General features: G+C 58.5%; 29 protein-coding genes. 14 read left to right on the forward strand and 15 right to left on the reverse strand.

The window, feature by feature from the left end:
* Positions 1 to 299, forward strand: a 299-nt coding sequence (locus GLP43_RS00005; protein ID WP_237277697.1) for a trimeric intracellular cation channel family protein, incomplete at its 5' end; no start/stop codon positions are given.
* Between the two features lie 2 nt (positions 300 to 301).
* On the opposite strand, the gene GLP43_RS00010 is transcribed toward GLP43_RS00005, so the two are convergent.
* From GLP43_RS00010 to def (GLP43_RS00030), 5 genes are read right to left on the reverse strand one after another with little or no spacing between them, the layout of a single operon-like run.
* Entirely contained in the window at positions 302 to 541 is a 240-nt protein-coding gene (locus GLP43_RS00010; RefSeq protein WP_005849950.1) for a hypothetical protein, read from the reverse strand.
* A 3-nt stretch (positions 542 to 544) separates the two neighbouring features.
* Entirely contained in the window at positions 545 to 1459 is a 915-nt protein-coding gene (fmt, locus tag GLP43_RS00015; RefSeq protein ID WP_237277698.1) for a methionyl-tRNA formyltransferase, read from the reverse strand.
* A 30-nt stretch (positions 1460 to 1489) separates the two neighbouring features.
* The gene (gene def, locus GLP43_RS00020; protein ID WP_237277699.1) at positions 1490 to 1987 is read right to left on the reverse strand and encodes a peptide deformylase; all 498 of its coding nucleotides are present in this window, start codon (positions 1985 to 1987) and stop codon (positions 1490 to 1492) included.
* Positions 1984 to 2451 carry a peptide deformylase gene (def, locus tag GLP43_RS00025; protein ID WP_237277700.1) on the reverse strand — a complete coding sequence of 156 codons (468 nt, stop codon included), beginning with the start codon at positions 2449 to 2451 and terminating at the stop codon, positions 1984 to 1986. Before def (GLP43_RS00025) ends, def (GLP43_RS00020) begins: the two co-directional genes overlap by 4 nt.
* Positions 2448 to 2966, reverse strand: a complete 519-nt coding sequence (gene def / locus GLP43_RS00030) for a peptide deformylase (RefSeq protein WP_237277701.1) — start codon at positions 2964 to 2966, stop codon at positions 2448 to 2450. Before def (GLP43_RS00030) ends, def (GLP43_RS00025) begins: the two co-directional genes overlap by 4 nt.
* A 99-nt stretch (positions 2967 to 3065) precedes the next feature.
* Here def (GLP43_RS00030) and GLP43_RS00035 point away from each other — a divergent pair, with 99 nt between their 5' ends.
* Positions 3066 to 4235, forward strand: coding sequence for a MalY/PatB family protein (locus GLP43_RS00035; protein WP_237277702.1), 1170 nt, complete (start codon positions 3066 to 3068; stop codon positions 4233 to 4235).
* A 2-nt stretch (positions 4236 to 4237) separates the two neighbouring features.
* Here the strand turns inward: GLP43_RS00035 and GLP43_RS00040 are convergent, their stop codons facing one another.
* Positions 4238 to 4597: a hypothetical protein gene (locus GLP43_RS00040; RefSeq protein ID WP_237277703.1), complete on the reverse strand. Its 360-nt coding sequence runs from the start codon at positions 4595 to 4597 to the stop codon at positions 4238 to 4240.
* Positions 4598 to 4771: 174 nt separating this feature from the next.
* Here GLP43_RS00040 and GLP43_RS00045 point away from each other — a divergent pair, with 174 nt between their 5' ends.
* On the forward strand, positions 4772 to 5746 hold the full coding sequence (locus GLP43_RS00045; protein WP_237277704.1) for a glutathione S-transferase family protein: 975 nt from the start codon (positions 4772 to 4774) through the stop codon (positions 5744 to 5746).
* A 24-nt stretch (positions 5747 to 5770) separates the two neighbouring features.
* Here GLP43_RS00045 and smc read toward each other — a convergent pair whose 3' ends face one another.
* Positions 5771 to 9226 carry a chromosome segregation protein SMC gene (gene smc / locus GLP43_RS00050; protein ID WP_237277705.1) on the reverse strand — a complete coding sequence of 1152 codons (3456 nt, stop codon included), beginning with the start codon at positions 9224 to 9226 and terminating at the stop codon, positions 5771 to 5773.
* 173 nt (positions 9227 to 9399) lie between these two features.
* Complete coding sequence (locus GLP43_RS00055; protein ID WP_237277706.1) at positions 9400 to 9708, reverse strand: hypothetical protein; 309 nt, start codon at positions 9706 to 9708, stop codon at positions 9400 to 9402.
* Positions 9709 to 9833: 125 nt separating this feature from the next.
* Between GLP43_RS00055 and GLP43_RS00060 the strand changes: the two genes are divergently transcribed.
* Entirely contained in the window at positions 9834 to 10601 is a 768-nt protein-coding gene (locus tag GLP43_RS00060; RefSeq protein WP_237277707.1) for an FCD domain-containing protein, read from the forward strand.
* Between the two features lie 58 nt (positions 10602 to 10659).
* Here GLP43_RS00060 and GLP43_RS00065 read toward each other — a convergent pair whose 3' ends face one another.
* The 5 genes from GLP43_RS00065 to GLP43_RS00085 form a co-directional block, all read right to left on the reverse strand.
* A complete protein-coding gene (locus GLP43_RS00065; protein WP_237277708.1) occupies positions 10660 to 11220 on the reverse strand; it encodes a F0F1 ATP synthase subunit B in 561 nt (186 codons plus the stop codon).
* A gap of 3 nt (positions 11221 to 11223) precedes the next feature.
* Positions 11224 to 11775 (reverse strand): F0F1 ATP synthase subunit B', encoded by a 552-nt coding sequence (locus GLP43_RS00070; RefSeq protein ID WP_237277709.1) that lies wholly within the window; start codon positions 11773 to 11775, stop codon positions 11224 to 11226.
* A gap of 86 nt (positions 11776 to 11861) precedes the next feature.
* The gene (locus tag GLP43_RS00075) at positions 11862 to 12098 is read right to left on the reverse strand and encodes a F0F1 ATP synthase subunit C (protein ID WP_005849971.1); all 237 of its coding nucleotides are present in this window, start codon (positions 12096 to 12098) and stop codon (positions 11862 to 11864) included.
* A gap of 61 nt (positions 12099 to 12159) precedes the next feature.
* Positions 12160 to 12918 (reverse strand): F0F1 ATP synthase subunit A, encoded by a 759-nt coding sequence (locus tag GLP43_RS00080; RefSeq protein WP_237277710.1) that lies wholly within the window; start codon positions 12916 to 12918, stop codon positions 12160 to 12162.
* Position 12919: 1 nt separating this feature from the next.
* Positions 12920 to 13249 (reverse strand): AtpZ/AtpI family protein, encoded by a 330-nt coding sequence (locus tag GLP43_RS00085; protein ID WP_237277711.1) that lies wholly within the window; start codon positions 13247 to 13249, stop codon positions 12920 to 12922.
* Positions 13250 to 13491: 242 nt separating this feature from the next.
* Here GLP43_RS00085 and GLP43_RS00090 point away from each other — a divergent pair, with 242 nt between their 5' ends.
* Positions 13492 to 13872 carry an ArsR/SmtB family transcription factor gene (locus GLP43_RS00090; RefSeq protein ID WP_237277712.1) on the forward strand — a complete coding sequence of 127 codons (381 nt, stop codon included), beginning with the start codon at positions 13492 to 13494 and terminating at the stop codon, positions 13870 to 13872.
* Positions 13873 to 14078: 206 nt separating this feature from the next.
* On the opposite strand, the gene GLP43_RS00095 is transcribed toward GLP43_RS00090, so the two are convergent.
* A complete protein-coding gene (locus GLP43_RS00095; protein WP_237279896.1) occupies positions 14079 to 14939 on the reverse strand; it encodes a DMT family transporter in 861 nt (286 codons plus the stop codon).
* A 29-nt stretch (positions 14940 to 14968) separates the two neighbouring features.
* Positions 14969 to 15844, reverse strand: coding sequence for a LysR family transcriptional regulator (locus tag GLP43_RS00100; protein ID WP_237277713.1), 876 nt, complete (start codon positions 15842 to 15844; stop codon positions 14969 to 14971).
* 123 nt (positions 15845 to 15967) lie between these two features.
* Here GLP43_RS00100 and GLP43_RS00105 point away from each other — a divergent pair, with 123 nt between their 5' ends.
* The 9 genes from GLP43_RS00105 (at position 15968) to rplS (ending at position 22356) form a co-directional block, all read left to right on the forward strand.
* A complete protein-coding gene (locus GLP43_RS00105) occupies positions 15968 to 16549 on the forward strand; it encodes an FMN-dependent NADH-azoreductase (protein WP_237277714.1) in 582 nt (193 codons plus the stop codon).
* A 202-nt stretch (positions 16550 to 16751) separates the two neighbouring features.
* Entirely contained in the window at positions 16752 to 18260 is a 1509-nt protein-coding gene (gene ffh / locus GLP43_RS00110; RefSeq protein WP_237277715.1) for a signal recognition particle protein, read from the forward strand.
* Positions 18261 to 18348: 88 nt separating this feature from the next.
* Positions 18349 to 18645, forward strand: a complete 297-nt coding sequence (locus GLP43_RS00115; protein WP_237277716.1) for a chorismate mutase — start codon at positions 18349 to 18351, stop codon at positions 18643 to 18645.
* Between the two features lie 46 nt (positions 18646 to 18691).
* Positions 18692 to 19078: a 30S ribosomal protein S16 gene (gene rpsP / locus GLP43_RS00120; protein WP_005849986.1), complete on the forward strand. Its 387-nt coding sequence runs from the start codon at positions 18692 to 18694 to the stop codon at positions 19076 to 19078.
* Positions 19079 to 19259: 181 nt separating this feature from the next.
* The gene (locus GLP43_RS00125; RefSeq protein WP_237277717.1) at positions 19260 to 19409 is read left to right on the forward strand and encodes a hypothetical protein; all 150 of its coding nucleotides are present in this window, start codon (positions 19260 to 19262) and stop codon (positions 19407 to 19409) included.
* Positions 19406 to 19927, forward strand: a complete 522-nt coding sequence (rimM, locus tag GLP43_RS00130; protein ID WP_005849988.1) for a ribosome maturation factor RimM — start codon at positions 19406 to 19408, stop codon at positions 19925 to 19927. The genes GLP43_RS00125 and rimM overlap by 4 nt, the downstream gene beginning before the upstream one ends.
* A gap of 39 nt (positions 19928 to 19966) precedes the next feature.
* Positions 19967 to 20758 carry a tRNA (guanosine(37)-N1)-methyltransferase TrmD gene (gene trmD, locus GLP43_RS00135; RefSeq protein WP_237277718.1) on the forward strand — a complete coding sequence of 264 codons (792 nt, stop codon included), beginning with the start codon at positions 19967 to 19969 and terminating at the stop codon, positions 20756 to 20758.
* Positions 20759 to 20777: 19 nt separating this feature from the next.
* The gene (locus GLP43_RS00140) at positions 20778 to 21737 is read left to right on the forward strand and encodes a phosphoribosylaminoimidazolesuccinocarboxamide synthase (RefSeq protein WP_237277719.1); all 960 of its coding nucleotides are present in this window, start codon (positions 20778 to 20780) and stop codon (positions 21735 to 21737) included.
* Positions 21738 to 21972: 235 nt separating this feature from the next.
* A complete protein-coding gene (gene rplS / locus GLP43_RS00145; RefSeq protein WP_005849991.1) occupies positions 21973 to 22356 on the forward strand; it encodes a 50S ribosomal protein L19 in 384 nt (127 codons plus the stop codon).
* Positions 22357 to 22362 lie beyond the last annotated feature (6 nt).

Here is a 22362-nt window from a genome sequence, read left to right on the forward strand (position 1 = left end):
CGATCTCGCTTGATCAATCCGCTGTGGTCGTGGTGCTGATGGGGATGATCACCGGCTGCATGGGCGGCTTGATGCGCGATGTTGTCGTGGGGGAGGTGCCGCTTGTTCTGCAACAGGGTGAACTTTATGTGACCGCCGCTTTCGCCGGTGCCGCAACCGCCGTCATCATCCGTAGCATTCTGGGCGATGATGCGCTGGCGCTGTTTGCCGGTGCCTGTATGACGTGGATTTTGCGTGCCGGATCGCTGTATTTCGGGTGGCACCTACCCGTGTACAAAAGCCGCCCGCCGCGGGTGTAACGTTACTTTCTACGCCAGTGAAACGGCACGATGATCAGCGCCCCGATAGAGGACGCGATGGCGTTCATGCCGGCCGAATTAAACCCGAAGCCGAACATCAACCGCACGAAATAAAACAGGAAAGCGCCGCCCACGCAGATGATGATCGAGGCAAGATAGCCGTTGCGGGTAAAGCCTGACTTTTCGGCGAAAAAGCCGACAAGCCCCGCGATCACAACCGTGCCAATAAGCGTCGGAAGCATGATTTACCCTTTGCTTAGAACTGTGCCCGCAGCAATCTGCGCACCACGCTGGAACATCTGCGCATCTTGCGCCGCTTTCCCCGCACGTTGCAAGCGGATCAGCTGAACCGCACCCTCCCCGCAACCGACGCGCAGAGTGTCATCCAGAACCTCGCCCGCTGCACCCTCGCCCTCGGCAAGCTTCGATGCCAGCACCTTCACCCGCGTGCCGTCCAGATCGAACCATGCACCAGGAAACGGCGACAGCCCCCTGATTTGCCGGTCCACCTCTGTTGCGGGGCGCGACCAATCGATGCGCGCCTCGGCCTTGTCAATTTTACTGGCATAGGTCACGCCTTCTTCGGGCTGCGGTTCCGGTTGCAGGTCAGGCAGTTGCCGAAGTGCGTCGACAATCAACTCTGCGCCCATGGCGCTTAGTCGGTCATGCAGTTCGATCGTCGTCTCGGTGGTGCGGATCGGCGTCGCGGCGCGCAACAGCACGGGCCCCGTGTCCAGCCCCGCCTCCATCTGCATGATGCACACACCCGTTTCAACGTCGCCCGCCATAATCGCCCGATGGATCGGCGCGGCACCCCGCCATCGGGACAACAAACTAGCGTGGATATTCAGGCACCCGGATTTCGGCGCATCCAGAACGGCTTGGGGCAAAATCAGACCATAGGCCACAACAACGGCCACATCCGCGCCGAGCGCTGCAAACTCCGCCTGCGCCTCGGCGGTTTTCAACGAAACGGGGTGACGTACCAGCAACCCCAAAGCCTCTGCCCGTTGCTGAACCGGGCTGGGGCGGTCCTTTTTGCCTCGCCCTGCAGGGCGCGGCGGCTGGCAATAGACGGCGGCGATTTCGTGGCCGGCCAAGACCAACGCATCCAACACTGGCACTGAAAAATCAGGTGTTCCCATAAAGATAACACGCATCGAACACTTCCCTTCAAACCGTAGAGGCAATCAGCCCTTGTACTTGCGCGCCTTGCGCAGCAGCATATCACGGCGCGTTTTACTCAGATTGTCGACAAACATTTTTCCAGCAAGATGGTCGATCTGATGCTGCACGCTGGTCGCCTCCAACCCGACGAAATCGCGCGTCACTGTCGCGCCCTGCTCGTCAAGATACTGCACTTTCACACCGCGTGGACGCCGGATCTTGGCCGATATTCCGGGCAAATTCGGGCTCGCCTCTTCGTATTCATTCATGATCGCCGAAGCGTCAACGACGACAGGGTTTGCCAATCGAATCCGCTTGTCGCGCGCTTGCGAGGCATCGACAACGGCGACCTGCAGCGACACCCCGATCTGTGGTGCGGCCAGCCCGACCCCCGGCATCGCGTCCATCGTGTCGATCATGTCGTCCCAGAGTGCACGAATTTCATCATTGATTTCTGCCACTTGGCCGGCGGGCGTCCGCAAACAGGCATGCGGCCACGGAATAATGCGACGAACGGTCATTGGCTTTGCTCCTGCGCGACACGGTCATAAATGACGATGCCATCAAGGTGGTCATATTCATGCTGCAAGATCACGGCCTCTGCGCCGGTGAACTTTCGTTCGTGGGCGCCATCAGCATCCGTCCACCGCAAGGTTACCTCTGTTGCGCGGGCGATATCCATTGGCACGCCGGGGATCGACAAACATCCCTCTTCGCCAATCGCGCGGGTGTCAGACAGGCTGACGATCTGCGGATTGATACAGGCGACAGGCGTCGGAGTGCCTTCCTTCCAGCCCGCATCGAAAACGAAAATACGCTCCGTCCGGCCAACCTGCGGGGCCGCCAACCCGCGACCGGGCGCGGCATACATCGTCTCGAACATATCAGCGATCAGCTGGTCGATTTCGGGCGTGCGCGTGGCGACAGGCGCGCACACAGCTGTCAGCCGCGCGTCAGGCCAGGTTACGATGTCCAACACGCTCATCCGCGCGCCAGCTCGCGTTTCAGCTTGGTCATTTTGCGCGTGATCATCTGGCGTTTCATCGGTTTTAGATAATCAATAAAAAGCTTTCCATCCAAATGGTCGATCTCGTGCTGCACGCAGGTCGCCCACAGTTTGGTAAACGTCTCGGTCTGCTCGTTCCCGTCGATATCGATCCAGCGCACGTCCACTTCTGCGGGGCGTGTCACATCGGCAAACTGCTCGGGGATCGACAAACACCCTTCTTCATAGGTGCTCAGCGCGTCCGAGGCGGCGATAACTTCGGGGTTGAACATCACCAGCGGTCGCGGCGTCTCCCCCTCTTCCTTTACGCAATCCATGACGATCAAGCGGTTCATCATCCCGATCTGGGGGGCCGCAAGACCGATCCCCGGCGCGTCATACATCGTGGCGAGCATATCATTAGCCAAGCCGCGCAACTCGTCCGTCATATCGGTCACGGGGGCGCATGGCTTTTTCAGCCGCGGGTCAGGGTGTAGTAAAATATTGCGTATCATTTGGTTGATTTAGGCCAACACCTGCGCCGCTGCAACCTCGGGGCTTGCGGTCCGGTCGATTAGGTTTAGCGTGTCGGCCAAATCTGACAGGAGAACCCCATGAGCTTTGACGAAATCATCGACCGGCGTGGCACCCATTGCGCGAAATGGGACAAGATGGAGCCGATCTACGGCGTCCCCGCGGATACGGGCATTGCCATGTGGGTTGCGGATATGGATTTCCGCCCGCCTCAGGTGGTTCAAACCGCGCTGCAAGATATGTTGGACCATGGCGTCTATGGCTACTTCGGCGATGACAGCAAATATCTGGGTGCCATCCAATGGTGGATGGCGCATCGACACGGTTGGAAAGTCGCGCCCGAGTGGATTTTCACCACGCACGGCCTGGTTAACGGAACCGCGATGTGTGTCGACGCCTTCACCAAGCCCGGGGACGGCGTTGTCCTGTTCACACCGGTTTACCACGCCTTTGCACGGGTGATCTCTGCTGCAGGGCGGCAGGTGGTCGAATGTGAAATGGCGATAGAGGGCGGCCAGTATACGCTCGATTTCGATGCCTATGACGCGCAAATGACTGGCAACGAGACGATGCTGGTGTTCTGTTCCCCCCATAACCCGGGCGGGCGTGTCTGGTCAAAGTCAGAGCTGGAACAGGTCGCAGCCTTTGCCAAACGCCATGATCTGGTGCTGGTCTCGGACGAGATCCACCATGATTTGGTAATGCCTGGTCATACACACACCCCCATGGCGTTAATTGATGGGGTCGCCGACCGGTTGGTCATGATGACGGCAACCACTAAAACCTTTAACATCGCCGGCAGCCATTCTGGCAATGTAATCATTCCCGACCCCAAACTACGCGCAATCTTTGGTCAACGCATGGCCGCCATGGGGCTGTCACCGAACTCTTTCGGATTATTTATGGCGACCGCGGCCTATTCCCCAGAAGGTGCGGCTTGGGTCGATGATCTGGTCGCCTATCTTGATGGCAATAGAAAGATCTTCGACACTGCGATCGATGATATTCCCGGTTTGAAATCCATGCCGCTACAGTCCACCTACCTTGCTTGGGTTGACTGTAGCGGGACCGGTATGGACAGATCCGAATTCACTCAACGGGTTGAGAAATCTGCAGGAATCGCTGCAAACCATGGCCCCACCTTTGGCAAGGGCGGCGAAAGCTTTCTGCGCTTTAACATCGCCACCCCGCGCGCCCGAGTAGAGGAAGCCTGCACCCGTTTGCGCAAAGCGTTCAAAGACCTGCAGTAACTTCAGTGAGGCGCGTCAACGGTGATCAATCCCGCCGGCGCGTCCGCTGCGCGTTCAAAATCAAGAGCTGGCGTCTTCGCCACGCGGGTTGCTCTCTTGAAGTCAAACAGCATCTCGCCGCCCTCTTGCTCCACAGCTACGACAAGGCACTGGAACAAATGTACGGCACCGTCAAACAAGTCTACCCGGCCACGCAATTGCGGTGCCGATGAAGCATCTAGCGAAAACCCCGCATCCCAATATCGCAAGACTTTATACCGCTCCCCATCGGCGTGAACACGCAACCGCGACGATTTTCGCAGGCTATCTATCCGCGCTTCATCCAGTCCTGCCTGGATATCTTTAGGCAACATCGCTTCCACAGCATCCTCCCTGCTATCACTCCCGTCATCAAGCGTGACGTATGACGAATTAAAATCAAGAGATTCCTTCGGTTCTATACACGGTGCATCTTTGCAGCCCTCCTGTGCACGTAGTGCTATGGCCATCAGGCCCCGTGACATTACCTTGACCACAAAGAAGTAAAGGAGCGGTTTATGGGTTTGCTGGTAGACGGAAAATGGCGCGACGAATGGTACGATACGAAGGCCACGGGCGGGAAATTCGAACGTTCTGCAGCCAAATTCCGCAACTGGATTACAGCGGATGGCAGTGCGGGACCGTCAGGAAAACCAGGGTTTTCCGCGCGCTCTGACAGGTATCATCTATATGTTAGCTATGCATGCCCCTGGGCGCACCGCGCGTTAATTTTTCGCGCCCTGAAAGGGCTTACAGATCACATAGGCATTTCCGTTGTGCACCCGGATATGCTGGGGGACGGCTGGACATTCGACACGGACTACGCCGGCACCACCGGTGACAGGCTCTTTGGCAAAGACTTCCTACGTGACATTTATATCAAAGCCGACCCAAATTTCTCAGGCCGTGTTACGGTGCCTGTGCTCTGGGACAAAGAGCAAGACACCATTGTATCAAACGAATCGTCAGAAATCATACGCATGTTCAACAGCGCCTTTGATGACGTGACGGGTAATTCAGATGATTACTGGCCAGCGGCACTACGCTCAGAAATCGAAAAGGTTAACGATCGCGTTTACGAAACGGTCAACAACGGTGTCTACAAAGCAGGTTTCGCAACGACACAGGAAGCTTATGACAATGCCGTACATCCTCTGTTCGAGAGCCTGACCTGGCTTGAGGCTATCCTAGAGCGTAACCGGTACCTTGTTGGAGACACGCTTACAGAAGCGGATTGGCGTCTGTTTACAACCTTAGTGCGTTTCGATCTCGTCTATCACACCCATTTCAAATGCAATCACAAACGCCTAACCGATTACCCGAACCTATGGGGCTATACGCGCGAGCTGTTCCAGCAGTCAGGCGTCGCGGACACAGTGAACTTTGATCACATCGTAAGACATTATCACTACAGTCAGACCACGGTAAATCCACATCAAATTATACCGATCAATCCCGAAATTGATTTCACCGCGCCGCACGATCGCGGATGATCTTCGCGGAAACCTTTATGGGTCTCAAGCCACAAGCGTTTCTGCTTTTTTAAGGTCGACAGAAACCAACTGGCTGACGCCCTGCTCCGCCATAGTGACGCCGAACAAGCGGTCCATGCGCGCCATCGTGACAGCGTGGTGCGTGATAATCAGAAAACGCGTATTGGTCTGCCGGCACATCTCATCTAGCAGGTCGCAAAAGCGCGTGACATTTGCATCATCAAGAGGCGCGTCAACCTCATCAAGAACACAGATCGGCGCGGGGTTCGCGAGGAATACCGCGAAGATCAGCGCCATTGCTGTCAGTGTTTGCTCCCCCCCCGACAGCAGGCTGAGCGTGCTGAGCTTTTTACCTGGTGGTTGGCACATAATCTCTAGCCCAGCTTCCAACGGGTCGTCTGATTCGACCATCACCAGATTGGCCTCTCCACCGTTAAAAAGGTGTTTAAACAGCATGGAGAAGTTGTCGTTGACCTGCTCAAATGCGGTTCGCAGCCGTTCTCGCCCCTCTTTATTCAGACTTGCAATACCACTGCGCAACGTCCGGATCGCTTCGGTCAAATCAACTTTCTCACCGACGAGCGTGTCATGCTCTGCCTGGACTTCCTTGGCATCATCCTCGGCGCGCAAGTTAACAGCCCCCAAGGCTTCTCGTTGACCTTTCGATTTCGTCAACTGGGCCTCAAGAACCTCGATAGCGGGTAAGTTTTCCGCACCCAATTCCAGCGACGCCAATAGCGCGTCCGGCGTCATGTCACGCTCTTCCAAAATACGCTCCGCGGCAAAGCTCACAGCCTCCTTCGCAGCATCCGTACGTGCTTGCGTTCCGGCCCGCGATTCGCGTGCATCAGATGCAGACCGCTCTGCATCGCGCTCAGCCAAGCTTGTATCGCGCAATCCGGTTTCGGCGGACGAAAGCCGGCGGCTCGCTGCCGTTTTACGCGCCTCAGCATCGGCGATGGCAACAGTCAATTCCTCACGCTTCGCCGCGATTTCTGCCGGTGCTGAGCTGGCTGCTTCAAGCTCTTGTACAGACGCATCTCTTCGCTCGATAAGCTCAGCGCTTCGCTTGCCAGCCGTGTCCAAACGGTTCCGCCAACCCTCCAATTCTTTGGCAACCTCTTGTGCCCGTTTCAGCCGCGCGACACCCTCACGACGCAGTTCATCCAGCAATGAACGGCGTGACATCATCGCAATACGTGCACCCTCAACCGTCTGCCGCAGCGTCTCTACATCCGCCCGTGCGCTCGACACATCCTCCAAAGCACCAAGCGCATTCGCTGCTTCAGTGACCAACCGCCGTCCGTTGATCGCCTCGTCTTCGTGGCGCTCGACCGCCAGTCCTAAGCTTTCCAACCGGCTTTCGGCCAGGTTACGATCCGCCTCGGCTCGACTTAAGGCACGGCCTGCTTCAGCAACCGCACGATCCGCATCACGACGCACCGCTCGAGCGTTTTTATCGGCTTCGGCCTGAACGAGCAGTAGCTTTTGAAGCGTTTCATGTGCATCCCGCGCGCCGTCAGCACGTTGACTCGCTTGCTCTAGCCCCTGTTTGAGTACCTCGAGCCGGTTAATTTGTTGTAAACGGAGGGCCGCAGCCGACGGCGCATCCTCTGCCCAAGCGCGAAAACCGTCCCAACGCCACAGATCTCCCTCCAACGACACAAGACGCTGGCCCGGTAAAAGAGATGATTGCAGCCGCGTGCCGTCATCCGCATCCACTAGACCGATCTGACTCATGCGACGGTCGAGAACATCTGGTACGGACACATGCGCAGTCAGGGACGTAATCCCTTGCGGCAGGGCTTGGGTCGATGAATAGGCTGGCAAATGTGCCCAGCCGGACGGGCCGTCACCCTCTACGCCTGGTGCTCGCAAATCATCAGCCAAGGCCGCACCAAGCGCCTTTTCGAAGCCGTGTTCGACCTGCAGACGGTCTAATATCTGGCCGCCCTCGGCCGTGTCGCGTTCAACTAGCTTTGCCAATGCGCCCGCTTCAGCTCGGATCGCGTTCAGCTCACCCTCAGCTTCAGAACGCTCGGCACGCGCATCGGCCTCAAGGCTTTGCGTTTTGGCCCGGTCTTCTTCGGCCCTCAGCAAAGCGTCTTCGGCATTGGCTGACGCTACTCGCGCGCTCGCTTCAGCCTCTTGCGCGGTGCGGACATCATCATTAGCTTTTTCAAGTGCAGCTCCGCTTTGCTCTACAGCGGTGCGCGCTTTAGCAGCTTCGGCTTCCGACTTTGCCAGTGTTTTCCGATGGTCGCCTAACAACCGTTCGGCGGAGCTGTGGCGCGCCACCAATCGGGCGACGTCTTCGGTTAGCTTGGCAAGCCCCGCTTCCTGCGTTTCTAATACGCCAGCCGCATCTTGTGCGGCATTGCTCGCCGCTTCGACCGCCACGTCATGGCCATCTCCCGCCTTTGCCAATTCACTGGCTTCCCAATCAAGCCGCTCAATGGTTTCCTCGGCGTCGCGATTTAACTCCCCTTCTCGATCGAGATCTCGGGTGAGCTGCGCAATGCGCTTAGTCAACGCATCGATCGCGGCGCGGGCGGAATTTTCTTGATCGCTCAGGGTGTCGCGCTGAACGCCAAGGCGCTGGACGATCGCCGCTGCGATCGCTTCTTCTTCGCGCAGCGGCGGTAGAGCGTCCTCGGCCTTTTGACGTGCTACCGTCGCAAGGCGAACGTTTTTCTCGGTCTCAGCTGCGATCGCCATTTGCGCCCGTAATGCTTCCGCTGCGGTTTGCCGCGCATCTTCCGCGGTACGCCACCGACGATACAGCAACACACCTTCGGTCCGGCGAATCGCAGCGCCGATATCGCGATACCGTGCCGCCTGACGCGCTTGACGGCTCAGTTGCGAAAGCTGCGCGGCAAGCTGTTCAACGACATCATCCACACGCGCAAGGTTTGCCTCGGTGCCATTTAGCTTCAGCTCGGCCTCGTGCCTACGCGCATATAGGCCGGAAATTCCTGCAGCCTCTTCCAAAATCCGACGTCGGCTTTTGGGTTTGGCGTTGATAAGTTCCGAAATCTGGCCTTGCCGTACCAGCGCTGGCGAATGCGCACCCGTTGAAGCATCGGCAAACAGCATTTGCACATCACGCGCGCGCACATCCTTTCCGGCCGCTTTATAGGCGCTACCGACATCACGGGTGATCCGCCGGATGATTTCGATGCTATCACCGTCGTTAAACCCAGCCGGCGCGAGACGTTCGGAGTTATCGATATGCAACGCGACTTCGGCGAAGTTCTTGGCCGGACGAGAGGACGCACCGGCGAATATCACATCTTCCATACCGCCGCCGCGCATAGCAGTCGGACGGTTTTCGCCCATCACCCAACGAAGCGCTTCAAGCAGGTTGGACTTGCCGCAACCATTCGGGCCAACAACGCCGGTTAGACCATCCGAGATGATCAGATCAGTGGGATCTACAAAGCTTTTAAAGCCTGTCAGCCTGAGTTTGGAAAACCGCAATGTTCGTGCCCGCCCGATTCTTATGGACAGCCAGAATTGCGGATCATTGGGTTTAGAGTCAACGCGACCCCGCTAGGTAGAGCGGGAAGCAGCCGCCTTATCCACAAGATATTGTTACTCTATGTCTGTCGTCGCATTTCCCTTTCGCTAAGGTTGTTTGACGGTTCTACCCCTCATCCGCAGTCCAGCTTTCCGACGGCCAGCGCTTGATCCCCGGCGACATGCGTGACCTCGCAGCCGCTGACTTGCGCCATCGCCCGCGCCGCACGGTCGCGGATTGGGCCGAAACGGGGCGCGTATTCCATGTTGGTGCGTATCGCTTCCGCCTGATTGCCGTTAACGCGCACGTCAAAGTCAGAACCGTCCACCGGAATGGCAGTTGCAGGTAAGCCGCTGAAATTCGTGCTCGGCATGTTGCAGCCCGTGACAAACACCATCACCAAGGCGCACAGAAAGACGGTAAGGAATCGCGTATCTATCATCATGAGCCCATCTAAGGCGCGGCACCCTAAGGGAGTGTTAATGCGGTCCAACATTTAGCAGGAAACAATGGCGTTGCCGCCCCGCCCCTCCGGTCATATAATTTGACCAATCCAAGGAAACGCCGATGCCCTTTCAGCCTATCGCCTCCGAAAAATTGTCAGCCGCTGTCGTAAAGCAGGTAGAACAATTAATCCTGCGTGGAATTCTGCGGCCCGGCGAACGGTTACCCGCAGAGCGGGAGCTGGCAGAGCGGCTTGCCGTTTCGCGCCCCTCGCTTCGGGATGCTATTGCCCAGCTTCAGGCCAGCGGATTGCTGACCGCAAAGCCCGGCGCGGGGGTCTATGTCGCCGATGTGCTCGGCAGCGCGTTCTCCCCTGCCCTGACAGAGCTTTTTGCACGTCATGACGAAGCCGTGTTTGACTATCTTTCGTTCCGCCGCGACATGGAAGGGCTGGCAGCCAAACGGGCCGCGCGGCTTGGTTCTGACACTGACCTTGGGGTCATTCAGGCGGTTTTCGACAAGATGGAAGCCGCACATCAGAAGCGTAACGCGGATGACGAAGCGCAACTGGACGCGCAGTTTCATATGGCGATCACAGAAGCGAGCCATAACGTCGTCATGCTGCATATGATGCGGTCGATGTATGATCTGCTGCGTGGCGGCGTGTTCTACAATCGTGAAGTCATGTTCAAACAGCGTACAACGCGCACCGCCCTGCTGGATCAGCACCGCGCCATCAATGACGCGTTACAGGCACGCGATCCCGCCGCGGCACAGGCCGCCGTAGAGGCGCATCTGACCTATGTCGAGAACGCCCTGCGCGACCATCAAAAGGCCGAGCGCAATGAAGATGTCGCGCGCCAACGTCTTCAACACGAGACAAACACCTAGCCCAACGTAAAAAGGCCCCGGTCAATACCGAGGCCTTTTAAAGTCAGTTCGTTAAAACTCAGTGTAGCTTCGCGTCAACTTCTGCAATTGCACTGTCGATCAATGCATTGCCTTCCGCGGCTGTCATCTTTTTGGCGATAACATCCTTGGCAGCGGCAATGGCCACAACGACAGCTTGATCGCGGACTTCTTTAACGGCAGCAGCCTGAGCGGAGTCGATCTGCTCTTCGGCGGCGGCCATACGGCGCGCGATGGATTTCTCCAGGTCGGCACGTGCCTGATCCGCGGCTTCGTTCGCTTCGGCCTTTGCCGATGTCACGATACGGTCCGCTTGCTCTTTCACTTCCTGCTGCTTGCGTTCGTAGCTGGCAAGAAGCGTCTGCGCTTCTTCACGCAGCGCCCGGGCTTCGTCCAGTTCGGACTTGATGCCTTCGGCGCGGTTGTCGAGCATGCTGCCCATCATCTTTGGCACTTTGAAATAGATCAAAACACCGACGAAAAGCAGGAAAGCCAGCAGGACGATAAAGTCCGTATTGCGCAGCGAAAAGAACACGTCACCAGCTGCAAAAGCAGGGGAGGCAACCAGACCGGCGATGAGGGCTGAGAAGGTCAAACGCATGGCTTATCCTTTCATCCGGGCATCGACGGCCGCGGAAATTGTTTTCGCGTCAGCAGAGCCACCGACGGCGGCGATGATGGCCTCGGCTGTGTCTTTGGCGACAGCTTCAACGTTCTCCATCGCGGAGGCGCGGATTTCGCTGATCGCTTTCTCGGACTCGGCAGATTTGGCGGCGATCTCAGCGTCTGCCTTGCCAATCGCTTTGTCCAGATCGGCCTGAATGTCAGCTTTCGCGGCGGCGATGATCTGCTGTGCTTCTGCACGAGCGTCGATCAAGGCTTTGTCGTAAGCGGCCTCTGCTTCCGTCGCTTTGACCTTCAGGTCTTCGGCGGCGGCGATGTCATTGGTGATGGTGCCCTGGCGCTCCGCCAGAACAGCGCCGATGCGTGGCAGGGCAACGCGCGACAGAATAAAGTAAATTGCGACCAGAGCGACGATAAGCCAGAAAATCTGGTTGCCGAACCAATCAATGCAAAGCTGTGGCATACCAATGGCGCTGCCAAATTCGTTGACGCATGCGCCAGCGATTTCCCTAGTAATCGGTTCCGTCGCCATAGCGGGCTCCTGTCAAAGCGTGGAAGTCTTTCGGGCAGCGCGCCATAGCGCACTGCCCGAAGCGTAAGGACGTAGGTGTCTTAAGCTTAGACAGCGAACATCAGCAGCAGAGCGACGAGGAACGAGAAGATCCCCAGGGCTTCTGCAAAGGCGATGCCGATGAACAGAGTTGCTGTTTGACCAGCAGCAGCAGATGGGTTGCGCAGTGCGCCAGCCAGGTAGTTGCCTGCAACGTTGCCCACACCGATGGCTGCGCCACCCATGCCGAATGCTGTCAGACCTGCGCCAATGAATTGGCCCATTTGTGCGAGTTCGCCTTCCATGTCATTTCTCCTTACAATGGAATTTTGGTGATTGGTCAGGCGGGAATATCCCGCCTTGGTGTTAGTGGTGCGGGTGCAATGCGTCTTTCAGATAAACGCATGTGAGGATCGCGAAAACATATGCCTGGATGAAGGAAACCAACACCTCGAGGCCATACATTGCCGTGATCGCAAGAACCGAGAAGGGGGCGATGGCAGCAAGTGCCGCGAAGCCCGCGAAAACCTTGATCACGGCGTGACCCGCCATCATGTTACCCGCAAGACGGATAGAGTGGCTGACCGGACGTACAAAGTACGAGATCAGCTCGATCAGGGCCAGAACCGGACGCAGAGCCAAGGGCGCGCTGCTGACCCAAAACAGGCTCAGGAACGATGCGCCGTTCTTGACGAAACCCAGAATGGTCACACCGAAGAACACGGCAAAGGCCATCACGGCGGTGACCGAGATATGCGATGTCGGGGTAAACGCCATCGGCAGCAGGCCCAGGAAGTTCGAGAAGACGATAAACATGAACAGGGTCATGATGTAGGGGAAGTATTTCACCCCTTCTTTACCGCAGATATCCTCGACCATCTTGTAGATGAAGCCATAGGCCAGTTCAGCGACCGACTGCATGCGCGACGGGATAACCGACCGTTTCGAGGTGCCCAGAACCAGCAGCGCAAAGATCGCCAGAACGGCTACAGCCATCCAGACTGTTGCGTTGGTGATCGTGTACCAGGATACAGCGCCGTCGCCAAAGAATGGCTTGACGATGAACTGATCCATCGGGTGAAAAGCCAAACCGCCTGTTTCTTCGCCGTGTGCTTCTGCCGCCATGTCAGGGCCCTTTTTCTTCATCGGCCACATCGGCCATCTTCTTTTCCTGGATTTCCTGCGCGGAGCGGAGCATCGTCTTCACCCCTGCCGCAAGGCCCAGCATTACAAACAGCACCATGAATAACGGGAGCGTTCCAAAGAACCAATCCAACGAGTATCCGATGCCAAAACCGATCCCTAAACCGGCGCAAAGTTCGATCACCATCCGCCAGGCCAGCGATGCCTGAGAATAATGTTCATCCGCCCGGGGTTTTGGAGCCTGCGCCCGTTTGGCTGCTTCGATCTTTGCCTCAAGCTGCTTTAGCCGCTGCTGTTGGTCCGGATCGGTCACGCCAAAATCCCTGTTGGATGTGTTGCGCAGTAGCTACTTTCACACCGCTTCAGAGTCAACTCTGTTAGCCGACCGCTCAAGCCACTGTAATCAAACAGTTTTGCAGTTACCTATCGTTCATAATTTGGAGCAAACGGCCCCCACCCCTTGCAAATTCGCGCGACACTCATATTCAACCTTTTGGTTAAGCGTGGTTTCCGCTACCTCATAAGAACCCGCACACCAAGGACATCCAGACAACCGTGCCCCAACCGCCCGCCACACAGCTCGACGCGATTTTTGCAGCACTCGCCGATCCGACGCGACGCGCTATTCTGGCGATGCTGCTTGAGGATGATATGGCCGTCACAGATGTCGCCGACCCGTTTGGCATTTCGCTCGCGGCGATATCTAAACATCTGTCGGTGCTGGAACGTGCAGGTCTGATCGTGCAGGAAAAGCGCGGGCGGCTCAAATGGTGCAAGCTTGAGCCAGCCGCACTCAAGGCCCCGTCCGTGTGGATGCAGGGCTTCGGTCAATATGACCCGATCAATCTTGATGATTTTGAAAGGTTTCTGGCCGCCGAAATACGCGAAACGTCAAGGGATGCGGCGCAGAATGATCCGGGGACGTCGGAAGACTAGATAAATATTGGCCCTCCTGCGACGAGGTTTTACACAGAAGGGCCAAACTTGATGTTATTAAATGACGCCGAACGCAAAGCGCAGGATCGCCAGAACAACAACAATCAAACCGATCAGATAAATAATGCTACGCATTAGAATAGTCCCTTTATAAACTTTATGTGATCTTAACGCTGGATATGTCGGATCGGTTCCCGCCCTTTTGATCAAACCGCTTTGGTATCGTCCCGCAACAGCAGATACAGCGCCACAATCGTCAGACCCACGCCCCCGAAAACAAGCGGGCCCGGTGCACCATTGCCCAATGCGACTTCCCACAGAATAACCCAGCTGGGCGTCAGATAGGTATAGGCCATCACCTTGGCCGACGGCAGCCGCAGGGACGCAAACTGCAGCAACACAAAGGTCGCGGCAGAGGCGGCGATGGCAACATAGAGGATGGTGATCCAGACAATTGCGGGCAGCGCGATCCAATCCGTCCCCAGCACATCGCGCCAGCCATAGATAAACAGCAACGCACCACCGGCAATCAGCGTGCCCAAGGTGAACACCACCGTCGGCTCTCCGCGGTTCAGCTTGCGCACCATCGGCGTATACAGCGCATGGCTCACGCAGCCGACGAAATACACGGCTTCGCCATACCCGAGCTCGAACCGCCGCAGCGCGGCCAGATCAGCGCGAAAAATCACCCAAAGCGCGCCGACCGCACCAATGGCCAGCGCCAGCGCCATCCGCCCGGTCGTCACCTGCCGTAGCAAGAGCCACCCAAACCCCGCAGCGATCACGGGCGTCAACGTAAACACCGCCGCCGCGCTGACGGGACGCGCGGTCTTCAACCCCTCGAACATCAGCACGAAGTAGACAGCGAAAAGCCCCCCAAGCACCAGATAACGCCAAGGCGCGCGCGTAGCCCCCTTTGGCACACCCGTCGTCGCTGCGACCGCCACGGCAATCACCATGCCCGCGATCACGAATCGCGCCGCATTCAACGCCGTGGGCGAGATCAGATTGGCCGACAGCGACCCAAGCGAAAACGACCCCGCCACCAGCGCCGAAAACGCCAGCATCGCCAGATGCCCCTGCAGATCAGATCGCTTCACAGCCCTGTCTTTACGGCTTTTTTCAGGTACGACAGCAAGGCCTGCACCTTTGGTGTGCGGTGCAGATCAACATGGGTGACCAGCCACAGCATCGAATCCCATTCCGGCAGATGCGGATGCACCTCGACCAGATCGGGGTTGGCGCGCCCCTCGATCAGATCGACAAACCCGATCCCCGCCGCCTCCAGCACCGCAACGCGGAGCGCTTCTGAATGCAGCCCGCGGAAGGAGATCGCATGCGCGGGCACCACCTCGCGCATCCATTTGAAGAAGGGCGCACGCATCTGCGCGTCGTCATGGCCGACAAACCGGTGGTTGCCATAATCCTCGACCCCCGACGGCATACCGAAGGCCGCGATATAGTCCTTATGCGCGAACAGCCCCATCTGGAATTGATAGAAAGGCTGCACTACATTATCCGGCTGCTCGGGCACCTGTCCTGCGCGGATCGCGATATGCGCCTCGCCATATTCCAGCCGAAACAACCGCTCCCCGGTCAGAAAGCGCAGGGTTACATCCGGATTTTCCCGCTGGAACGCGACCAACAAAGGGGTCATCCAGCTCGAAAGCTCCATCAGGGAGGTCACGACGAGCTCGCCCGACACCGCTTCGCCGCGCCCCTTGATGCGACTGGCAAGCTGGCTGAACTGGTCGTCCGTGGCAGAGGCCACACGCAGCAGATCCTCGCCCGCCTCCGTCGTCTTGTAGCCGCGCGCGTGCCGTTGGAACAGCTTCACCGACAACCGTCGTTCCAGTGCATCCACATGGCGGATCACCGTCGCATGATGGACACCCAGAACCTCGGCTGCGCCACTGACGGTGCCCATGCGCGCCACCTGATAGGCCGTCTTGATTTCTTCCCAATTGTCCATTCTCGGCCCCTCGTCTGCCCGGCTGTGCATTATTGAACACATCACCTGCAGTTTCACCAGTTGCGTTCGCAGGAGCAAGGATCATGTAGAGCGAAGAAAGTTAACACGAAAGGATATCCTCCCATGTCTATCTTGCGTATCGATTCCTCTGCAAACACCACCAGCTCTGTGACCCGCGGCCTCACCGACCGTATCATCGCGCAACTGGGCGACAGTGATGTAACCGTCCGCGATCTGGCTCTCGAGCCCCTGCCCCAGATCACCGAAACATGGGCCATCGCCCGCGCCATCCCCGAGACAGACCGCTCTCCCGAGCAAAGCGAAGCGCTGATTGAATCAGATAAGCTTGTCGCCGAACTGATGGCCGCCGACACCATCGTCATCGGCGCGCCCATTTATAACTTCAGCGTGCCCGCGTCGCTGAAGGCGTGGATCGATCTGGTCGCCCGTGTCGGCGTTACCTTCCGCTATACCGAAAACGGCCCCGAAGGTCTGGTCAAAGGCAAGCGCGTGATCGTGGCGATGGCCTCCGGTGGCGTGCCCGCCGGGTCCGAGGCGGATTTCAACACCGGCTACCTCAAGGCCGTTCTGGGCTTCATGGGCATGACCGACGTGACCATCGTGGCCGCCGACGCGCTGGCAACAGATGCCGAAGGCACCATCGCCCGCGCGAACGAAGCTGTGGATGCGCTCAAGGCAGCATAATCCTCGGGCGGTGCGGCGGGTTGACTCAGACCCGCCGCTCGCCTAAACGATCCGCAATCTCCGGAAGCACCATGTCTTCCGGTCTCTGGCGCGGCCAGAGATCGCCCCCCACCAGCGTGTTACGCCCGTGGGGGCATTTGCGTATTCAACGCGGGCATCCTATCTGAGGGGCACCGCAACCGATCGAAGGGGGCCATGGCCCATGTTTGAGAATCTTTCCGAACGCCTCTCCGGCGTCTTTGACCGCCTCACCAAACAGGGTGCCCTCTCGGAAGAGGATGTGAAAACCGCCCTGCGCGAAGTCCGCGTCGCCCTGCTCGAGGCGGACGTTTCCCTGCCCGTCGCACGTGATTTCGTCAAAGCGGTTCAAGACAAGGCCACCGGTCAGGCCGTCACCAAATCGATCACCCCGGGCCAGCAGGTCGTCAAGATTGTCCACGACGCGCTGATCGACACGCTAAAAGGCGAAGGCGAACCCGGCGCGCTGAAAATCGACAGCCCCCCCGCCCCGATCCTGATGGTCGGTCTGCAAGGCTCCGGTAAAACCACGACCACGGCCAAGCTCGCCAAACGTCTGAAAGACCGCGATGGCAAGCGCGTGCTGATGGCCTCGCTTGATGTGAACCGACCTGCGGCGATGGAACAGCTGGCGATTCTCGGCGTTCAGATCGGCGTCGATACACTGCCCATCGTCAAAGGCGAAAACCCGGTCCAGATCGCCAAACGCGCAAAGACGCAGGCATCGATGGGCGGCTACGACGTCTATATGCTCGACACCGCGGGCCGCCTGTCGATCGACGAAGAACTGATGAGCCAAGTCGAAGCGGTGCGCGATGTCGCCAACCCGCGTGAAACCCTGCTGGTCGTCGATGGTCTCACCGGCCAGGACGCCGTGCAAACCGCAGAAAACTTTAACGACCGCATTGGCATCTCCGGCGTCGTGCTGACCCGTATGGACGGCGACGGCCGCGGCGGTGCTGCGCTGTCGATGCGCGCCGTCACCGGCAAACCCATCAAATTCGTCGGCCTGGGCGAAAAGATGGACGCGCTGGAAACCTTCGAACCCGAACGCATCGCGGGCCGTATCCTTGGCATGGGCGATATCGTCGCCCTGGTCGAGAAAGCGCAAGAAACCATCGAGGCTGAACAAGCCGAAAAGATGATGAAGCGCATGGCCAAAGGTCAGTTCAACATGAACGACCTGAAAATGCAGCTTGAACAGATGCTCAAGATGGGCGGCATGCAAGGCATGATGGGCATGATGCCCGGCATGGGCAAAATGGCGAAACAGGTCGAAGACGCGGGCTTTGATGACAAGATCCTCAAACGCCAGATCGCCCTGATCCAATCCATGACCAAGAAAGAGCGCGCCAACCCCGCGCTGCTGCAAGCCAGCCGCAAAAAGCGCATCGCCAAAGGCGCGGGCATGGAAGTGTCCGAACTCAACAAGCTCATGAAAATGCACCGCCAGATGGGCGATATGATGAAAAAGATGGGCAAAATGGGCAAGGGCGGCATGCTCAAGCAAGCAATGAAAGGCATGATGGGCAAAGGCGGCATGCCCGGTGGCATGGACCCGTCCCAGATGGATCCCAAAGCGCTGGAAGCCGCGGCCAAACAGATGGGCGGCAAACTGCCTGGTGGTCTGGGCGGAATAGGCGGCGGTGCCGGCCTGCCCGGCGGCCTCTCCGGTTTCGGGAAAAAGAAATGATCCGCGCTTCATTTTGCCAGATAAACTCCCGCCGGAGGCACCTGCTCGGGCAACGCGCCCTACCCTTCGCCGTGAAAGGAGCCGCCGCATGACCGATTCCGTCACCCGCGCCGCCGAGGTTCTGAAAGAACACCGCGCCTCCATCGACCGTCTGGACGCGATCCTGGTCTATACCCTGGGCGAGCGGTTCAAACACACGCAGGCTGTGGGGAAACTCAAAGCCGAACACGACCTTCCCCCCTCTGATCCGGACCGCGAAGCGAACCAGATCAAGCGGCTCGAAGATTTGGCGAAAGAGGCTGACCTCGATCCCGAATTCGCCAAGAAGTTTCTGAACTTCATCATCGCTGAAGTCATTCAGCACCACAAACAACACCAATCATAGGTCCGGGCGCGTCCCTGACCTCAGTCTCAACTAAAGGAAATTACCTATGTCCATGAAAATTCGTCTCGCCCGTGGCGGTTCCAAAAAGCGCCCCTTCTACCGCATCGTTGCAGCGGACAGCCGCATGCCACGTGACGGCCGCTTCATTGAAAAGCTGGGCACCTACAACCCGCTGCTGGCGAAAGACAGCGAAGAGCGCGTGAAAATGGACGTCGAGCGCGTTCAATACTGGATCAGCCAGGGCGCGCAGCCAACCGACCGTGTTGCACGCATGCTGGAAGCCGCTGGCGTGAAAGAGAAAACCGAGCGGAACAACCCCAAGAAGGGTACCCCCGGCAAGAAAGCGCAAGAGCGCGTTGAAGAGAAAGCAGCCAAGGCCGCCGCTGCTGCCGAAGCCGCTGCTGCACCTGCAGAAGACGCCGCCGAAGAATAATCGGCACATCCCCCGGCGCGGTTCCTGCCGCGCCGGGGATTTCAGGTATATCCGACAGCCCGCATCTTTGCGCGTGCAGCCTGTCCGATGTACGTGGTACACGAAATGACACGTCCCGCCGCAGCGGCCCGCTCTCATCGGTCCTTTGCGCCCCGCCCCTGGACCAGATTGGAAGCTGACAATGTTTCGTCTTTTGCGCCTTCTTCTCATCCTCGGCATCGGTGCCGCCATCGGCATCTGGTTCGAACGCACCCTGATGAAATCGGAATGCCGCGCGGGCGAGGGTCAGTGGACCGGTACAATTTGCTTAAACTCGGAGCTTTTGCAGTGAGCGATAAAATTTCGGTGGGCGCGATCTCAGGCGCATATGGTGTCCGTGGGGAACTGCGGATCAAAAGCTACTGCGCGGTGCCCGAAGATATCGAAAGCTACAGCCCGCTCTCGAGCGAGGATGGCACGCGCAGTTTCAACCTCGCGCTGGTGCGTCCGGTCAAGAACGGCTTTGTCGCGCGCATCACCGATGTCACCTCCAAGGAAGAAGCCGACGCCTTGCGCGGCACCGTGCTGTTTGCGCAGCGCGACCAGCTGCCGTCGCTGCCCGACGATGAATTCTACCACACCGACCTTATCGGGCTAGAGGTCTATGACACCGGCGGCACGCTGATCGGCAAGGTCAAGACCGTGCAGAACCACGGCGCTGACGATCTTTTGGAAACGCAGCTTGCGGGCAGCGCGCAAACCGTGTTCCTGCCCTTTACCAAAGCGGCGGTGCCCACGGTCGATCTTGCCACGGGCCGGATCATCGCCGACCCGCCCGAGGGCATCCTGCCCGATGCAAAAGACGTCTAAGCCCGTACGAAAGGCCCGCATGACACAGGCCGCGATCACATGAGCACCCCTTCACGCTCCTACGGGCGGCAATCTGTCCGTCCGACGTTCAAGCCGCGCGAGCTGATGCAGGACACGCCCGATTACGCCGGCGTCTGGCGGGCCGAGATTGTGACCCTCTTCCCCGAATTATTCCCCGGTGTGCTGGGGGCCAGCCTGACGGGCCGCGCCCTGCAAGAAGGCACGTGGCAGCTGCGCACCCATGATCTGCGCGGCTACGGCGTAGGCAAGCACCGCAACGTAGATGACACCCCCGCGGGCGGCGGCGCAGGTATGGTCATGCGCGCCGATGTCGTCGGCCCCGCGATCGAAGATGCGATGGCCGGTGCCGCCGGACGCTGGCCGATCCTCTATATGTCTCCGCGCGGACGGCGGTTTGATCAGGCGATGGCGCAGGATCTGGCGACCTGCTCCGGCGTGACCATCCTGTGTGGCCGTTTCGAAGGCGTCGACGAGCGGGTGATCGACCATTACGGCATCACCGAAGTCTCCCTTGGTGATTTTGTCATGACCGGCGGAGAGTTGGCCGCGCAAGCCATGATCGACGCCACCGTGCGGCTCTTGCCCGGTGTCTTGGGCAACGCCGACAGCGTAGTCGAGGAAAGCCATTCCTCTGGCCTGCTGGAACATCCGCAATACACCCGCCCCGCCGAATGGAAAGACCGCCCCATTCCGCCGGTTCTCATGTCCGGCAACCATGGCGAAATTGCCAAATGGCGGCAGGCCCAGTCAGAAACCCTGACAGAACAACGACGCCCCGACATGTGGGCGAAATATACGTCCAAGAAGTGACCCCCACGGAAGGCAGACCATGACAGACCTGACCCGCACCCTTGATCACGCCCGCATTGATGAGCTGCCGACCCCCTATTTCGGCAAGGTGCGTGACTGCTACGACCTGCCCGACGACCGGCGCATCCTGATTTCCTCTGACCGTATTTCAGCCTTTGACCGTATCCTCACCTCCATCCCGTTCAAGGGTCAGGTATTGACCCAGACCGCGCGGTTCTGGTTCGACAACACCTCCGACATCTGCCCCAATCACGTGCTCGACTACCCCGACCCCAACGTGGTGATCGGCAAGCATCTGACCATCCTGCCCGTAGAAATCGTCGTGCGCGGCTATCTCGCCGGCTCCACAGGGACATCGGTGCTGACGCTATACAAGAAAGGTGAACGGGAGATGTACGGCCACCGCTTCCCCGATGGCCTGCGCGACAATCAGGCGCTGCCCGCGCCGATCATCACCCCCACCTCCAAGGAATTCGACGGCGGCCACGATGCCCCGCTTACCGCCCAAGAGATCGTGGACCAAGGGCTGCTGACCCAGGCGCAATGGGACCAGATCAGCGACATCGCCCTGAAGCTCTTTGCCCGCGGTCAGGAAATGGCGGCGAAAAACGGGCTGATCCTCGTGGACACAAAATATGAATTCGGCACCGATGCGCAGGGCAATATCCTGCTGGCCGATGAAATCCACACTCCCGACAGCTCGCGGTTCTGGCTCGCCGAAGGCTATGACGCCGCGCTGGAAAACGGCACACGCCCGCCGTCCTTCGACAAGGATGTGATCCGGTCTTGGGTCGATGCCCGCTGCGACCCCTATCACGATGACATCCCCGAAATTCCCGCTGACCTGATCGCCGCCACCTCGCAAGTCTATATCGAGGCGTACGAGGCGATTACCGGCCAACGTTTCGTCCCCGATCTGGAGGGCGACACCGTGCTGGACCGCGTGCGGCACAATCTGCGCCCCTATTTCACCGGCTGAAAACATGCGCGAGTACGGGTGATACGCTCTTGATCTGAAGGGGCATCCCGCCTATACGACGCGCAAGTCTGGAATCGCGCACGTGCGGCTCCAGTCTTTTCTGCATCCGCAGATGACAAGCAAAGTTGACCCTACCTTCGATGGGACGCCACGGCGGGCCCGCCAGACAGACCGAAGCTATTGGATCGCACAAAACTTCGTGGACTAACCACGAGCATTCATAGGAGACGATCAGATGAACCTGATTGCACAGATCGAGGCGGAACAAATCGCCGAACTGGGGAAAGAAATCCCTGACTTCCGCGCCGGTGACACCATCCGCGTGGGCTTTAAAGTTACCGAAGGTACACGTACCCGTGTTCAGAACTACGAAGGCGTCTGCATTGCACGCAACAACGGCCACGGCATTGCCGGCTCGTTCACCGTGCGCAAGATTTCCTTTGGTGAAGGCGTAGAGCGCGTATTCCCGCTGCACTCCACCAACATCGAAAGCATCACCGTTGTCCGTCGTGGCCGTGTGCGTCGTGCAAAACTGTACTACCTGCGCTCGCGTCGTGGTAAGTCGGCACGTATCGTTGAAAACGTACACTACAAGCCAAAATCTGGCGCGAACGCGTAAGGAGAG

Origin of the sequence: Sulfitobacter sp. M39, from assembly GCF_021735935.1 — a bacterium.
Lineage (GTDB): Bacteria > Pseudomonadota > Alphaproteobacteria > Rhodobacterales > Rhodobacteraceae > Sulfitobacter.

Bases quoted from the DNA above. Each gene is read 5' to 3' on its own strand.
- GLP43_RS00060 (WP_237277707.1), top strand. From the start codon at position 9,834: ATGCCCTTTCAGCCTATCGCCTCCGAAAAATTGTCAGCCGCTGTCGTA.
- GLP43_RS00045 (WP_237277704.1), top strand. From the start codon at position 4,772: ATGGGTTTGCTGGTAGACGGAAAATGGCGCGACGAATGGTACGATACG.
- GLP43_RS00065 (WP_237277708.1), bottom strand. From the start codon at position 11,220: ATGCGTTTGACCTTCTCAGCCCTCATCGCCGGTCTGGTTGCCTCCCCT.
- GLP43_RS00075 (WP_005849971.1), bottom strand. From the start codon at position 12,098: ATGGAAGGCGAACTCGCACAAATGGGCCAATTCATTGGCGCAGGTCTG.
- GLP43_RS00140 (WP_237277719.1), top strand. From the start codon at position 20,778: ATGACAGACCTGACCCGCACCCTTGATCACGCCCGCATTGATGAGCTG.
- GLP43_RS00100 (WP_237277713.1), bottom strand. From the start codon at position 15,844: ATGGACAATTGGGAAGAAATCAAGACGGCCTATCAGGTGGCGCGCATG.
- def (WP_237277701.1), bottom strand. From the start codon at position 2,966: ATGATACGCAATATTTTACTACACCCTGACCCGCGGCTGAAAAAGCCA.
- GLP43_RS00125 (WP_237277717.1), top strand. From the start codon at position 19,260: ATGTTTCGTCTTTTGCGCCTTCTTCTCATCCTCGGCATCGGTGCCGCC.
- trmD (WP_237277718.1), top strand. From the start codon at position 19,967: ATGAGCACCCCTTCACGCTCCTACGGGCGGCAATCTGTCCGTCCGACG.
- GLP43_RS00105 (WP_237277714.1), top strand. From the start codon at position 15,968: ATGTCTATCTTGCGTATCGATTCCTCTGCAAACACCACCAGCTCTGTG.
- GLP43_RS00035 (WP_237277702.1), top strand. From the start codon at position 3,066: ATGAGCTTTGACGAAATCATCGACCGGCGTGGCACCCATTGCGCGAAA.
- rplS (WP_005849991.1), top strand. From the start codon at position 21,973: ATGAACCTGATTGCACAGATCGAGGCGGAACAAATCGCCGAACTGGGG.
- fmt (WP_237277698.1), bottom strand. From the start codon at position 1,459: ATGCGTGTTATCTTTATGGGAACACCTGATTTTTCAGTGCCAGTGTTG.
- def (WP_237277699.1), bottom strand. From the start codon at position 1,987: ATGACCGTTCGTCGCATTATTCCGTGGCCGCATGCCTGTTTGCGGACG.
- rpsP (WP_005849986.1), top strand. From the start codon at position 18,692: ATGTCCATGAAAATTCGTCTCGCCCGTGGCGGTTCCAAAAAGCGCCCC.
- ffh (WP_237277715.1), top strand. From the start codon at position 16,752: ATGTTTGAGAATCTTTCCGAACGCCTCTCCGGCGTCTTTGACCGCCTC.
- GLP43_RS00055 (WP_237277706.1), bottom strand. From the start codon at position 9,708: ATGATAGATACGCGATTCCTTACCGTCTTTCTGTGCGCCTTGGTGATG.
- def (WP_237277700.1), bottom strand. From the start codon at position 2,451: ATGAGCGTGTTGGACATCGTAACCTGGCCTGACGCGCGGCTGACAGCT.
- GLP43_RS00080 (WP_237277710.1), bottom strand. From the start codon at position 12,918: ATGGCGGCAGAAGCACACGGCGAAGAAACAGGCGGTTTGGCTTTTCAC.
- GLP43_RS00095 (WP_237279896.1), bottom strand. From the start codon at position 14,939: ATGCTGGCGTTTTCGGCGCTGGTGGCGGGGTCGTTTTCGCTTGGGTCG.
- GLP43_RS00010 (WP_005849950.1), bottom strand. From the start codon at position 541: ATGCTTCCGACGCTTATTGGCACGGTTGTGATCGCGGGGCTTGTCGGC.
- GLP43_RS00070 (WP_237277709.1), bottom strand. From the start codon at position 11,775: ATGGCGACGGAACCGATTACTAGGGAAATCGCTGGCGCATGCGTCAAC.
- GLP43_RS00115 (WP_237277716.1), top strand. From the start codon at position 18,349: ATGACCGATTCCGTCACCCGCGCCGCCGAGGTTCTGAAAGAACACCGC.